Raw genomic sequence first — 12991 nt, 5'->3', positions numbered from 1 at the left:
GCCCAGGAACACCCCCGGCTCGACGTCGCGGGAGGTCAGCGCGCCCTTGGCGTCGGCGTAGTCGAGCCTGAGCACCCGGCGGCGCAGCAACGCCTCCTCGATGGCCCGGGAGATGCCCTCGGCGCCGAGCGGCTGGATCTCGGCGCCCGGCTCCGGCGGCAGGTGGACGAGCTGCACACGCCGGGCCAGCTCCCTGGCCAGCTCGCCCTCGGAGCCGGGCATCGCGGCCACCACCTTGCGTAACGCGCTGCGCGCCTGCCTGCCGAACGGCTGGTCGCCGGCCCTGCTCAGCGCCACCGCGATGGCCACGGCCTCGGCGGGGGTGAAGTTGAGCGGCGGCAGGGACATCTTCTTGTCGATGGCGTAACCGCCCTTGCGCCCCGGCTCCGCGTAGATCGGCACCCCCGACTCCTGCAGGGCGGTGATGTCGCGCTCGATCGTGCGCACGCTCACCTCGAACCTCTTGGCCAGCTCGCGGGCGGAACGGCAGCGCGGTGAGATGGCGCGCAGGTCCTCGACGAGCGCGTAGAGCCGGTCAGTACGGTTCACAGCCGAGACGCTACGCGGCGCCACCGACAATCGCGGCGCCCCAGCCGCGCCCGTAACCCGCGCCTCACCACCCGGCTACAGGGGTCTCACGTCCCGGAGGCGTGCTCCCGTGCTCCCGTGCTCCCGTGCAGTAACCGCGGGCACAGCCGAGCGGGCGCCGGTTGAGTAATATCCGGTTCTTCGTCATGGCAGGGGTGGACATGTCATTGCACGTGCAGCCATCCGAGGATCTCGCGCCGCCGTTCTTCTCCCACGCGCCGCGGCCGGCCGGCGCCAGGCCCGAGCTCAGAGCGGCGACCCGCTACCTGTGCGCCGCCGCCTACCTCGACATGTCGTTCAGGGAGAAGGTCCTCGCCGAGCTGCTGGAGGACGCGCACCGGGCGGTGGCGCGCTCGCACGACGGCCTGGACATCGAGGCGGTGCTGCGGCACTGCCTGCGCGCCCGGCGGCTGGCGCTCACCCGCGACGTCCTGCTCGTCCTGGCGATGGCCGCCGCCCTGGTGACGGAGCCGGTGACCCTGGTGATGGCGCTGGCCCTCTTCGTGCCCCTGCTCCGGTTCCACCGGGCGCCCTTCAGGCGGCCGGGCCGGCCGGCGCGGGTGGGCACGTACGTGGTGTCGGCCGCGGCGGTGTGCCTGTTCTTGTGGCTGGTCCTGACCGAGGTGCGCGACTCGATGGACCCCGGCACGCGGAGCTGGATCTTCGGGCTGGGGGCGCCGTTCGGAGCGGGCCTGGCCCTCTTCGCCGCGCTCACCGTCCTGATCCTCCTCGGCTTCCGCGTCCTGGTGGTGCACACCCTGGCCCGCCGGCTTGGGGCCGGCCGTCCGTACCGCGCGCCCCGCGTCTACGGCCCGTGGGCGCGCAGGCGGATCAGGTACGCGGCCGGCGCCCAGCACGGCAACATCACGCTCTACTCCGGCGACGGCAGATCGGACGACGACGGCGAGGACGACGAGGAGGACCGGCGGCACGCCGCCGCGCGCTCCCCCTTCCTGATGTTCCCCGACGATCCGGCCTTCCTGGGAGCCGGTTCCGTGGCCCGGGTCTGGTCGATCAGCGTGGAGCTGGACCTCAAGAGCGGCAACCGGCTCAAGAAGTCCATCGATGTGGATCCGGTGGAGCTGCACCGGTTCGTCAAGAAGCGCATGGAGAGCATGCGCGACAAGGTCCGGCGCGACTCCGAGCGCATCCGCAACCTGACCACGCACGACCACGTGGTCGCCCGGGGGCTGATCTCGCGTCCCAAGTCCGGGCAGGCGGAGTCGCTCATCGACCACCGGTCGTGGCAGCCGTACTCGCTGGCCTCGCCGGAGACCGTCGCGGCGCTGATCCGCAACCCCCAGGCCGGCATCCGCCACTACCAGCTGGTGATGGTCGGCAGCGAGCGCCACAGCGTGAGCCACGGGGACGGCCGCCAGATCGCGCCGGCCGAGGACCAGGAGGTGGTGGTCTCCGCGTTCATCCACCTGGCGGTCGAGGGCCGGATGCTCTACACGGAGTTCGTCTCCACCGTGCTGCCGCCCATCCGGCAGGACTTCCACGTCATCGACCAGCTGCCGCGCGGGCCGCTGGCCTTCGCCATGCCGATCAGGTCGACGCCGCCCGTGCCGGTCGTGCAGGTGGCACTCGGCGCCCTGCCCCGCCTCGGGTCCGCGCTGCTGAGCGGCATCAGCCTGACGCGGCTGGCCCAGACACCCAGGCTGCAGGTCATGCACGACTACGGCGCCCGCAGGAGCGTGCGGGAGCTGGGAGCGTCGGGCGCGCTGTCGTTCACCCAGCGGCTGGACGCCTTCAAGTACACCAAGCTCATCAGCCAGCGGCTGACCGAGGCCGTCATCGACTTCCTCGACAGGGAGGGCGTCGACACGCAGGCGTTCAGGCAGCAGGCGACCTCCGTCATGATGTCCACCTCGATCAACATCACCAACAGCCAGCTCGGGGACCAGGCCGTCCTCGGCAATTTCGGCCCGGTCCAGCAGAACACCCCCGCATCCCCGAACCCGGCCGGAGGGCCTGATGGAACGGCGACGTCAGCTTGACATCCACATCGAGGGCAGCACGTTCGGCAATCAGGTGGCGATCGGCAACGCCGGGCCCGTCAACCAGTCCAGCGGGCCCGCGCATCCGGCCCAGGCGGCCGCGGACGCGCTCGTCCGCCTGGTGGCGGAGCACCTGAGTGAGTTCGAGCCGGCCGCGAGGGCCAAGGTCCGGCGCGACGCCCTGGAGGTGCAGGCCGAGCTGCGGGAGCCCGATCCCGACCGGAGCCGGATCAGGGCCGCGCTGGAGCGCATCGGGCAGCGGGCCGCGACGGTGCTGCCGGTGGCGGGGGCCGCGGCCGAGATCCTGAGCCTCTTCACCGGCTGACCGGGGTCCGAAATCCTCTTCGCCTGTCGGCCGGGGTCCTGGGCATCCTCACCGGCTGACCAGGTCAGGAGCTGGTCCATTCGAGCAGCCGGTCGAGCGGCCAGGCGTTGACGATCCGCTCCGCCTCGATACCGCATCGGGCGGCGCGCTCGCATCCGTACCGCTGCCAGTCGAGCTGCCCCGGCGCGTGCGCGTCGGAGTCGATCGCGAACAGGCACCCCATCTCGTACGCCAGCCGCATCAGCCGCTTCGGCGGGTCGAGCCGGTCGGGCCGGGAGTTGATCTCGACCGCCACCCCGAACCTCCGGCAGGCCTCGAAGACCAGCTCCGCATCGAACTCCGACTCCGGCCTCTTCACGCCCCGCTTGCCGCCCGCCTGCACCACCCGGCCGGTGCAGTGCCCCAGCACGTTCACCAGCGGATCGGCGATGGCCGTGACCATCCTGCGGGTCATGTCCTCCGAGCCCATGCGCAGCTTGGAGTGCACGCTGGCCACCACCACGTCCAGGCGCTCCAGCAGCTTGCGCTCCTGGTCGAGCGAGCCGTCCAGGTTGATGTCCACCTCGATCCCGGTCAGGATCCTGAACGGCGCCAGCCGCTCGTTCAGCTCGGCCACCACGTCGAGCTGCCGCTCCAGCCGCTCGGCCGTCAGCCCTTTGGCCACGGTCAGGCGCGGCGAGTGGTCGGTCAGCGCCCAGTACTCGTGCCCGAGCCCGACGGCCGCCTCCGCCATCTCCTCGATCGGCGAGCCTCCGTCCGACCAGTCGGAATGGCTGTGCAGATCCCCCTTCAACGCCGCCCGCAGCGCCGCGGTCTCCTCGTCCAGCTCTACGCCCTCGGTGGCCCGCATTCGGCGCAGATAGGTCGGAACCTGACCGGAAAGCGCTTCGTTGATCACCAGTGCGGTGACCTTGCCGATGCCGGGGAGGCCGCCGAGCCCGTCGCCGCGGGCCAGCCGGTCCAGCTCGCCCTCGGGCAGGTCGGCGACGACCGAGGCGGCGCGGCGGAAGGCTCGTACGCGGTAGGTGGGCTCCCCGGCCCGCTCAAGCAGGAAGGCGATCTCGCGCAGGGCATCAACGGGATCCATACGTTGATTCATACCCAAACCGATAGCAACAGCCAGCCGTTATTCATTGAACGTGAGCAAGCGCCACCGATAGGCTGATCGGCCGATGAAAGCAGGAGCTTGATGGCACCACCGCCCCACCCCGAAGAGGCGCCGCGCAAGTCGTCCAAGGCCGTCCCCCTGGCGGTTCTCGGCGTCATCTCGCTGACGCTGGTCGGCATCTGGGCGATCGCGGACTCCGACGACGACGAGGTCACCGCCGACTGCGTCATGGTCGTGGACAGCAGCGCCACCCCGGCGCCCGACGCCAGCCCCACGCCGCTGCCGGACACCAGCGCCACCCCGTTCCCCGACGACGGCTCCTACCAGGTCGTGGACGACGCCTACTGCGATGACGACAACGGCTCCGGCACGTCGCGCCACTACTACAGCAGCGGCTACTCGCGGGGGGCGTACATGTGGTACTACGGCGGCACCCGGAGCGGCGACCGCGTGCGCGGCGGCACCACCTACCGGCCATCCGACGTGAACATCAGCAGCCGCACGGGTAAGGACATCCAGCGCGGCGGCTTCGGCAACCGCTGGAGCAGCGGGAGCTGACTGATGCGTCGCGAGCATGGCACTCCCAGGGACGGCTGGGAGAAGACGATCGAGGGCCAGGGCCTGGCCTACCACCGCGCCGCCCACCCGGAGGGGCTGAGCCGCCCGTACTGGGACGAGTCCGTCCACTACGTCTTCTCGATGGACGAGGTCGAGGCGCTGGAGGAGCAGGTCGAGGAGCTCCACGGCATGTGCCTGAGCACGGTCGAGCACGTGGTGTCCACCAAGCGGTTCGCCGACTTCGCCATCCCCGAGTGGGCGTGGGAGGAGGTGGCCCGCTCCTGGGAGCGCCGCGACCCCTACCTGTACGCCCGCTTCGACCTGCGCTACGACGGCACGGGCCCGGCCAAGCTGCTGGAGTACAACGCCGACACGCCGACCTCGCTGCTGGAGTCCTCAGTCGTGCAGTGGTTCTGGCTGCAGGACGTCCATCCGGGCGACGACCAGTGGAACTCCGTGCACGAGCGGCTCATCGAGCGCTGGCGCGAGCTGCGGCTGCCGCCGGGGCCCACCCACTTCGCGTTCACGAACACGGATGAGACCGGCGAAGAGGCCATGACGGTGGCCTACTTGCAGGAGACGGCCGAGCAGGCCGGGCTGCCGACGATGGCCGTCGCCATGGAGGACATCGGCTGGGACGCGCTCAACCGCCGCTTCGTCGACGTCGACGACCAGGTGATCCGCTCTGCGTTCAAGCTCTATCCGTGGGAGTGGATGCTGGCCGACGAGTTCGGGCGGCACGCCGTACGGCATGCCACCTGGATCGAGCCGCTGTGGAAGACGCTGCTGTCCAACAAGGCGCTGCTGGCGGTGCTCTGGGAGCTCTACCCGGACCATCCCAGCCTGCTGCCCGCCTATCTCGACGGACCCAGGGACATGACCTCCTACATCGCCAAGCCGCTGCTCGGCAGGGAGGGCGCCTCCATGCGCATCGTCACGCCCGATGGCACCCAGGAGACGCCCGGCTCCTACGGTCAGGAGGGTTACGTCTTCCAGGGCTTCGAGGCGCTGCCGGTGTTCGAGGGGCAGCGGCCCGTGCTCGGCGCCTGGGTGGTCGCCGACGAGCCGGCCGGGCTCGGCATCAGGGAGACCACCGGCCTCATCACCGACGACACCTCCTCCTTCGTCCCGCACCGCATCGCAACCTGACACCGCACGGACCTGACTTCACCACCGGACCTGACATCCCACCGGAAATCGACCAGCTGTCCCCGTCCCCTTCTTCCCGCCCCTGTTCGAGCGGGGGCCACTCCCCGTGATTGGAACTGACGTGACCCTTCTCGAAACCCTCGCCCGCGGCGCGGGCGCCATCGCCGCCTACGCCGCCGTCGGCGTGATCCTGATGATCGTCGGCTTCTACGTGATCGACTGGGCCACCCCCGGCAAGCTGAGCGAGGTCATCCGCACCGAGCGCAACCCCAACGCCACCCTGCTGACCACCTCGGCCCTGGCCGCGGTCGGCCTGATCGTGGCCGCCTCGATCTGGGCCTCCGGCGGCAGGCTGGCGGAGGGCCTGGCGGGCACGGCGGTGTTCGGCCTGGTCGGCATCGTGGTGCAGACCGTGGCGATGCTCGTCTTCGACAAGATCGTCGGCATCTCCGTGCGCGACCTGGTCAAGGAGAACGAGCTGCAGCCGGGCGCGCGCCTGCTCGCGGTCACCCACGTGGCGATCGGCCTGATCACCGCGGTCGCCGTCATCTGATCGCCGGGCCGGAGGCCCGCCCCGTCGCCGCCGTCGCGGTCAGCCGAACAGACCTGGCACTCTAGAAGGCGTGACAGACCGGACCCGGGAGGACACCACCCGCAGGCTCGAGCGGGCCATGGGCGCGCTCGGCACCGCGGCGATGGCGCGCATGGACGATCAGCTCCCCTGGTTCCGCGCGCTCAGCGCCGAGGACCGGTCATGGGTGGGGCTGGTGGCCCAGGCCGGCATCGCCGCGTTCGTCGAGTGGTTCCAGCACGCGGGCGAAGACCGGCCCACGCCCAGCATCGAGTTCTTCGGCACCGCGCCGCGCGAGCTCAAGCGGTCAATCTCGCTCCAGCAGACGGTCGACATCGTCAGGGTCGTGGTCGAGGTCGTCGAGGCGCAGACCCACGAGCTGGCCTCGCCCGGCGGCGAGGACCAGCTCCAGCAGGCCATGTTGCGCTACACCCGCGACGTGGCCTTCGCCGCGGCCCACGTCTACGCCAGGGAGGCCGAGGCCAGGGGCTCGTGGGACGCCAGGCTTGAGGCCCTGATCGTCGACGCCCTCGTACGCGGCGAGGTGGACGACGGCCTGCACTCCTGGGCCGCCGCGCTCGGCTGGACCTCCTCCCCCGTCGTCGTCATCGCCGGCCACGCCCCCGAGGGCGATCCGCGCGCGGTCATCGACGGCCTGCGCGAGAAGGGCCGCCGCATCGGCATGGACCTGCTGGCCGGGGTGCAGGCCGACCGGCTGATCGTGATCGTGGGCGGCGCGGAGAGCGTGAACGACGCGGCCAAGCAGGTCGTGGCCCGCTTCGGCGTGGGCCCGATCGTCATCGGCCCCGAGGTCCCCGACCTGCACGCCGCCGCCAGGTCCGCCAGGGCGGCGCTGGCCGGGCTGAAGGCGTCCTCGGGCTGGCCCGACGCGCCGCGCCCCGTGCACGCCGAGGACCTGCTGGCCGAGCGGGCGCTCGACGGCGACGGCGACGCCAGGGAGCAGCTCATCGAGAACGTCTACCTGCCGCTGGCCGGCACGCCGCTGCTCGATACCCTGGCCATGTACCTTGAGCAGGGCACCTCCCTGGAGGCGACCGCCCGGCTGCTGTTCGTCCACCCCAACACCGTCCGCTACCGCCTCAAAAAGATCACGGAGCTGACGGGCTACCAGCCGACCGAGGGCAGGTCCGCGTTCACCCTGCAAGTGGGCCTCATCCTCGGCAGGCTCTCGGAAAGCGCCGTAACCTGGGGAGCCCTAACGTAATGGCGCCGAAATCCCTACTGTAGGATTCCTACAAAACACCCCGGACAAAGTTCGTACGGATCTCCATCCGCGTGTCGAAGTTCTACAGGGCAAGGTTGATTTCGTGCTTGTACTCGTCGCCCCGGGCCAAGGTGCCCAAACCCCAGGCTTCCTGACTCCCTGGCTCGAGCTGCCCGGCCTGGCCGACAGACTCGGTGCCTGGTCGGAGGTCGTCGGGCTCGATCTGGTCGCCTACGGGACGACCGCCGGAGCCGACGAGATCCGCGACACCGCCGTCGCCCAGCCCCTGCTCGTGGCCGCCGCGCTGGCCTCCGCCGAGGCGCTCGGCGCGGCTCCGGGCCTGCTGGCGGGCCACAGCGTCGGCGAGTTCGCCGCCGCGGCGCTGGCCGGGGTGCTCACCGAGGAGCAGGCGCTCACGCTGGTCCGCGACCGCGCCCAGGCCATGGCCAAGGCCGCCGCCGTCACCGAGACCGGCATGACCGCCGTGCTCGGCGGCGTCGAGGCCGACGTGCTGGCCGCCATCGACAAGCACGGGCTCACGCCCGCCAACAGCAACGGCGCCGGCCAGATCGTGGCCGGCGGCACGCTGGAGCAGCTGGCCGCGTTCAAGGAAGAGCCGCCCGCCCGCGCCCGCCTCATCCCGCTCTCCGTGGCCGGTGCCTTCCACACCCACCACATGGCCCCGGCGGTGGAGAGCCTGCGCGAGGCCGCCCGTGCCATCGTGCCCGCCGACCCCCAGGTCAAGCTGCTGTCCAACGCCGACGGGCAGCCGGTGGCCACCGGCGCCGAGTTCGTCGAGCGGCTGGTCAAGCAGGTCAGCAACCCGGTGCGGTGGGACGCCTGCATGGAGACCATGGCAGGGCTCGGCGTCACCAAGATGATCGAGCTGCTGCCCGGCGGCACGCTGACCGGCCTGGCCAGGCGCGGTCTGCGCGGCGTCACCACCGTGGCACTGAAGACCCCCGACGACCTCGACGCGGCCAGGGAGCTGATCAAGTGAGGATCCCCGACATCGCCCCCGGCGGCAGGGTGCTGGCCCTCGGCCACTACCAGCCGGCCAACGTCGTCACCAACGACGACCTGGCCGCGACCATGGACACCAACGACGAGTGGATCCAGTCCAGGGTCGGCATCAAGGAGCGCAGGGTCGCGCCCGCGGGCGAGTCCGTCGAGGACATGGCCACCATCGCCGGCGGCAAGGCGCTGGCCGCGAGCGGCCTGTCGCCCGAGGACGTCGACCTGGTCATCGTGGCCACCTGCACGCTCGAGTCCCAGATCCCCAACGCCTCCGCCATCGTGGCCCACCGCCTCGGCATCAACTCCCCCGGCGCCTTCGACGTGAACGCCGCCTGCGCCGGATTCTGCTACGCGCTCGGCACCGCCAGCGCCGCGGTCCGCGCGGGATCGGCCCGGCACGTGCTGGTCATCGGCGCGGAGAAGCTGTCGCAGTGGGTCGACTGGACCGACAGGTCCACCGCCGTGATCTTCGCCGACGGCGCGGGCGCCGCCGTGGTGGGTCCCTCCGAGACCCCGGGCATCGGCCCCGTCGTGTGGGGCAGCGCCGGCGACAAGTCCGACGCGATCATCGTCAAAGACCGCGCGAACTTCCTCCACCAGGAAGGCCAGACGGTCTTCCGCTGGGCCACCACCGCCCTGCACCCGGTGGCGCTCGAAGCCTGCTCCCGAGCGGGCGTGGACCCCTCGGAGCTGGCGGCGTTCGTGCCTCACCAGGCCAACCTGCGCATCATCGAGGCCATCGCCCGCAAACTCGGCGCCGGCCAGGCCGTCATCGCCCGCGACATCGTCAATGCGGGCAACACTTCCGCCGCCTCCATCCCGCTCGCGCTCTCGCGCATGCTGGAGCGCGGTGAGGTCCGCTCCGGCGGCCTCGCACTCGTCCTCGGCTTCGGCGCCGGCCTGACCTATGCGGGCCAGGTCATCGAGATTCCGTAGGATCCCGTACGGTCATCGCGCCGTACACCCGTCAAGAGCTTGTGCGGCGTGACCGCGCAGAATCCAGAAAACCAAAGGAGAACCAGCGACATGGCAGCCACCGAGCAGGACATCCTCGAGGGCCTCGGCAAGATCATCAACGAGATCACCGGCATTCCGGCGTCCGAGGTGACCCCCGAGAAGAGCTTCGTGGACGACCTCGACATCGACTCCCTGTCCATGGTCGAGATCGCCGTGGCCGCCCAGGACGAGTTCGGCGTCGAGATCCCCGACGACCAGCTCAAGAACCTGAAGACGGTCAAGGACGTCCTCACCTTCATCCAGAACTGAAGACACCCCCCTCTGACCAGTAAGGAGCGCGAAAACGTGAGTGCGAACCGGGTACGTGTCGTCGTCACCGGGCTTGGCGCGACGACGCCCGTCGGTGGAGACGTCACCTCGACCTGGACGGCTCTCCTTGCCGGTCAGTCGGGTGTCGAGACTCTGACCACGGACTGGATCGACGCCGTCCCCGTGAAGTTCGCGGGGACGGCGGCGGTCGATCCCACCGATGTCCTGCCGCGGCCCGAGAGCCGCCGCCTCGACCGCAGCGAGCAGTTCGCGATGGTCGCGGCGCGGGAGGCCTGGCAGGACGCCGGCTCGCCGGAGGTCGCGCCCGAGCGCCTCGGCGTGGTGGTCTCCAGCGGCATCGGCGGCATCACGACCACGCTGACCGCCTACGACACCTGGAAGGAGCGCGGCTGGAACCGGCTGTCGCCCTTCACGGTGCCGATGCTCATGCCCAACGGCCCCGCCGCCTGGATCGGCCTCGACCGGGGCGCCCAGGCCGGCGTGCACGCCACCGTCTCCGCCTGCGCGTCGGGCGCCGAGGCGATCGGCTACGCGATGGACATGATCAGGGCCGGCCGCGCCGACGTCGTGATCGCCGGCGGCACCGAGGCCGCCATCCACGGGCTCAACATGGCCGCCTTCGCCGCCGCGCGCGCCATGTCCACCCGCAACGACGACCCGCAGGGCGCGTCCAGGCCGTGGGACCGCGACCGCGACGGGTTCGTGCTCGGCGAGGGCGCAGGCATCGTGGTGCTGGAGTCCGAGGAGCACGCGAAGGCGCGCGGCGCGCGGATCTACGCCTACGCCGCGGGCGTCGGCTACTCCGCCGACTCCCACCACATCACCCAGCCCGAGCCCGAGGGCCGGGGCATCATCATGGCGATGACGCAGGCGCTGACCGACGCGGGCCTCACCGGCCACGACGTCAAGCACGTCAACGCGCACGCCACCTCGACCCCCGCGGGTGACGTCGGCGAGGTGCAGGCGGTGGCCAAGGCCATCGGCACCCACCCGCTGGTCACCTCGACCAAGTCCATGACCGGGCACCTGCTCGGCGGCGCGGGCGGCATCGAGTCCGTCTTCGCGATCAAGGCGCTCCAGGAGCGCATCGTCCCCGCCACGATCAACCTCGACAACCTAGACGACGGCATCGAGGTGGACCTGGTCTACGGCAAGAACCGCACCCTGCCCGAAGGCGACATCGCCGCGGTCAACAACTCCTTCGGGTTCGGTGGCCACAACGTGACCGTCGTGTTCAAGGGGGCCTGAATGACCGTACTGGACAACCGGGTGGTGACCGGGGGCTCCGATCAGGAGCCCGCGGACCCCCGTGATCCAGTAGTCCGTCTGGCCGCGCTGCTCGACGAGGGCTCGCTGCGGCTGATCACCTCCGAAGACAAGAGCGGCGTGCTGGCCGCCATGGGCCGCGTCGAGGGTGTTCCCGTCGTCGCCTTCTGCAGTGACGCCCGCTTCCAGGGCGGCGCGATGGGCAGCGAGGGCTGCGAGCACATCGTGCACGCCTACGACGTGGCCGTCCGCGAACGGGTGCCGGTCATCGGAATCTGGCACTCCGGCGGTGCGCGACTCGCCGAAGGCGTCGAGTCGCTGCACGCCGTCGGCCGGGTCTTCGCCGCCATGACGAAGGCGTCGGGCGTCGTGCCGCAGATCTCCGTGGTCGTCGGCCCCGCCGCGGGCGGCGCCGCCTACGGGCCCGCGCTCACCGACCTGGTCATCCTGGCCGACACCGGCCGCATCTTCGTCACGGGCCCCGACGTGGTCCGCAGCGTCACCGGCGAGAACGTCGACAGCGCGGCCCTGGGCGGCCCCGAGCCGCACAGCAAGCGCAGCGGCGTCGTGCACGTCGTCACCAAGACCGAGACCGACGCCTACGTCAAGGCGCGCCGGCTCGCCACCCTCCTGGGCCACCAGGGCAGGGTGCGCACGGGCGAGATCGGCGAGGTGGATTTCTCCACGCTGCTGCCCGAGTCCGCGCGCCGCGCATACGACGTCAAGCCGCTCGTCAACGGCCTGCTCGATGAGCCCGGCATCGAGCTGCACCCCAAGTGGGCACCGAACATCGTCACGTCGCTCGGCCGCCTCGGTGGCCGGACGGTCGGTGTGATCGCCAACAACCCGATGCGGCTCGGCGGCTGCCTCGACGCCACGTCCGCCGAGAAAGCTGCCCGCTTCGTACGTATGTGTGACGCTTTCGGGGTGCCATTGGTTGTCCTCGTGGACGTACCGGGTTATCTGCCGGGCGTCGGGCAGGAGCACGACGGCGTGGTCCGGCGCGGGGCCAAGCTGCTGCACGCCTTCGCCGAGGCGTCGGTGCCGCGGGTCACGCTGGTCACGCGCAAGGCGTACGGCGGGGCCTACATCGCGATGAACTCCCGGGCGCTGGGCGCGACCAAGGTGTTCGCCTGGCCGACGACCGAGATCGCGGTCATGGGCCCGGTGGCCGCGGTGCGCATTCTCAAGCGGCGCGAGCTGGCGGCCGCGTCCGAGGAGGAGCGCGCCGAGCTGGAGCAGCGCCTGGCCGGGGAGCACGAGAAGCTCGCCGGGGGCCTGTCCAGGGCGCAGGAGCTGGGCGTCATCGACGAGGTGATCAAGCCGGAGGAGACCCGCGGCGCGATCGCCAAGGTCCTCGCCCAGGCCACCCCCGCCAGGGGCGCGCACGGCAACATCCCGCTGTAGCCCGGCCCAGAACGTCCGAAGGCCCCGCACCGGTGTCGGTGCGGGGCCTTCGCGCGTTCCAGGCGCTGCTCAGACGGCCGCGTGGCCTGCGAGCGCAGGCGCACGGGAGGTCTCAGGCGGGTGCGGGTCCGGCGGGTACAGGCGCACGGGAGGTCTCGGTCCGGCGGGCGCTCCGGGTGTCAGACGGCGGCGTGCAGCCAGCGGACCGGCGCGCCGTCGCCCGCGTACCTGAACGGCTCCAGCTCCTCGTCCCACGGCCTGCCGAGCATCTTGTCCAGCTCGTCCTCCAGCACGCACCGCCCTTGGGCGGACATCAGCATCGCGGTGCGCAGCCGGTCTTCGGGGATCATGATGTCGCCGGCGACGCCGATGACCGCGGTGAAGGCTCCGAGCGTCGGCGTGTAGGCGTGCCGGGAGCCGTCGACACCCGGCGAGGCGTCCTCGGTGATCTCGAACCTGAGGCGCTGCCAGCCCATGAGCGACGAGGCGA

The 12991-nt window shown here is 71.2% G+C and carries 14 protein-coding genes; 11 read left to right on the top strand and 3 right to left on the bottom strand.

What is annotated here, in order from left to right:
- Positions 1 to 549, bottom strand: a 549-nt coding sequence (locus ETD85_RS52915; protein WP_138697438.1) for a helix-turn-helix transcriptional regulator, incomplete at its 3' end; no start/stop codon positions are given.
- 200 nt (positions 550 to 749) lie between these two features.
- Between ETD85_RS52915 and ETD85_RS52910 the strand changes: the two genes are divergently transcribed.
- Both ETD85_RS52910 and ETD85_RS52905 read left to right on the top strand, forming a co-directional pair.
- The gene (locus ETD85_RS52910; RefSeq protein ID WP_138697437.1) at positions 750 to 2588 is read left to right on the top strand and encodes a hypothetical protein; all 1839 of its coding nucleotides are present in this window, start codon (positions 750 to 752) and stop codon (positions 2586 to 2588) included.
- Positions 2566 to 2913, top strand: coding sequence for a hypothetical protein (locus ETD85_RS52905; protein WP_138697436.1), 348 nt, complete (start codon positions 2566 to 2568; stop codon positions 2911 to 2913). Before ETD85_RS52910 ends, ETD85_RS52905 begins: the two co-directional genes overlap by 23 nt.
- 64 nt (positions 2914 to 2977) lie before the next feature.
- Here the strand turns inward: ETD85_RS52905 and ETD85_RS52900 are convergent, their stop codons facing one another.
- Complete coding sequence (locus tag ETD85_RS52900) at positions 2978 to 4000, bottom strand: PHP domain-containing protein (RefSeq protein WP_206059444.1); 1023 nt, start codon at positions 3998 to 4000, stop codon at positions 2978 to 2980.
- 102 nt (positions 4001 to 4102) lie between these two features.
- Here ETD85_RS52900 and ETD85_RS52895 point away from each other — a divergent pair, with 102 nt between their 5' ends.
- From ETD85_RS52895 to ETD85_RS52855, 9 genes are all read left to right on the top strand, one after another.
- Positions 4103 to 4579, top strand: a complete 477-nt coding sequence (locus tag ETD85_RS52895) for a hypothetical protein (RefSeq protein ID WP_138697434.1) — start codon at positions 4103 to 4105, stop codon at positions 4577 to 4579.
- 3 nt (positions 4580 to 4582) lie between these two features.
- Positions 4583 to 5728 (top strand): glutathionylspermidine synthase family protein, encoded by a 1146-nt coding sequence (locus ETD85_RS52890; RefSeq protein WP_138697433.1) that lies wholly within the window; start codon positions 4583 to 4585, stop codon positions 5726 to 5728.
- A gap of 121 nt (positions 5729 to 5849) precedes the next feature.
- Positions 5850 to 6281, top strand: coding sequence for a DUF350 domain-containing protein (locus tag ETD85_RS52885; RefSeq protein WP_138697432.1), 432 nt, complete (start codon positions 5850 to 5852; stop codon positions 6279 to 6281).
- 118 nt (positions 6282 to 6399) lie between these two features.
- Positions 6400 to 7524, top strand: coding sequence for a PucR family transcriptional regulator (locus ETD85_RS52880; protein WP_138697439.1), 1125 nt, complete (start codon positions 6400 to 6402; stop codon positions 7522 to 7524).
- Between the two features lie 103 nt (positions 7525 to 7627).
- Positions 7628 to 8524 carry an ACP S-malonyltransferase gene (locus tag ETD85_RS52875; RefSeq protein WP_138697431.1) on the top strand — a complete coding sequence of 299 codons (897 nt, stop codon included), beginning with the start codon at positions 7628 to 7630 and terminating at the stop codon, positions 8522 to 8524.
- A complete protein-coding gene (locus ETD85_RS52870; RefSeq protein ID WP_138697430.1) occupies positions 8521 to 9477 on the top strand; it encodes a beta-ketoacyl-ACP synthase III in 957 nt (318 codons plus the stop codon). The genes ETD85_RS52875 and ETD85_RS52870 overlap by 4 nt, the downstream gene beginning before the upstream one ends.
- A gap of 90 nt (positions 9478 to 9567) precedes the next feature.
- The gene (locus ETD85_RS52865; protein ID WP_043614464.1) at positions 9568 to 9807 is read left to right on the top strand and encodes an acyl carrier protein; all 240 of its coding nucleotides are present in this window, start codon (positions 9568 to 9570) and stop codon (positions 9805 to 9807) included.
- Positions 9808 to 9843: 36 nt separating this feature from the next.
- Positions 9844 to 11076: a beta-ketoacyl-ACP synthase II gene (gene fabF / locus ETD85_RS52860; RefSeq protein WP_138697429.1), complete on the top strand. Its 1233-nt coding sequence runs from the start codon at positions 9844 to 9846 to the stop codon at positions 11074 to 11076.
- On the top strand, positions 11077 to 12501 hold the full coding sequence (locus ETD85_RS52855) for an acyl-CoA carboxylase subunit beta (protein ID WP_138697428.1): 1425 nt from the start codon (positions 11077 to 11079) through the stop codon (positions 12499 to 12501).
- A gap of 179 nt (positions 12502 to 12680) precedes the next feature.
- Here the strand turns inward: ETD85_RS52855 and ETD85_RS52850 are convergent.
- The coding region (locus ETD85_RS52850; RefSeq protein ID WP_138697427.1) for a DUF3145 family protein at positions 12681 to 12991 on the bottom strand (311 nt) is incomplete at its 5' end.

It is taken from the genome of Nonomuraea zeae (assembly GCF_005889725.1).
GTDB lineage: Bacteria > Actinomycetota > Actinomycetes > Streptosporangiales > Streptosporangiaceae > Nonomuraea > Nonomuraea zeae.
The sequence above is the reverse complement of the archived record's forward strand: the minus strand, read 5'-3'. Positions and strand labels throughout refer to the sequence as shown.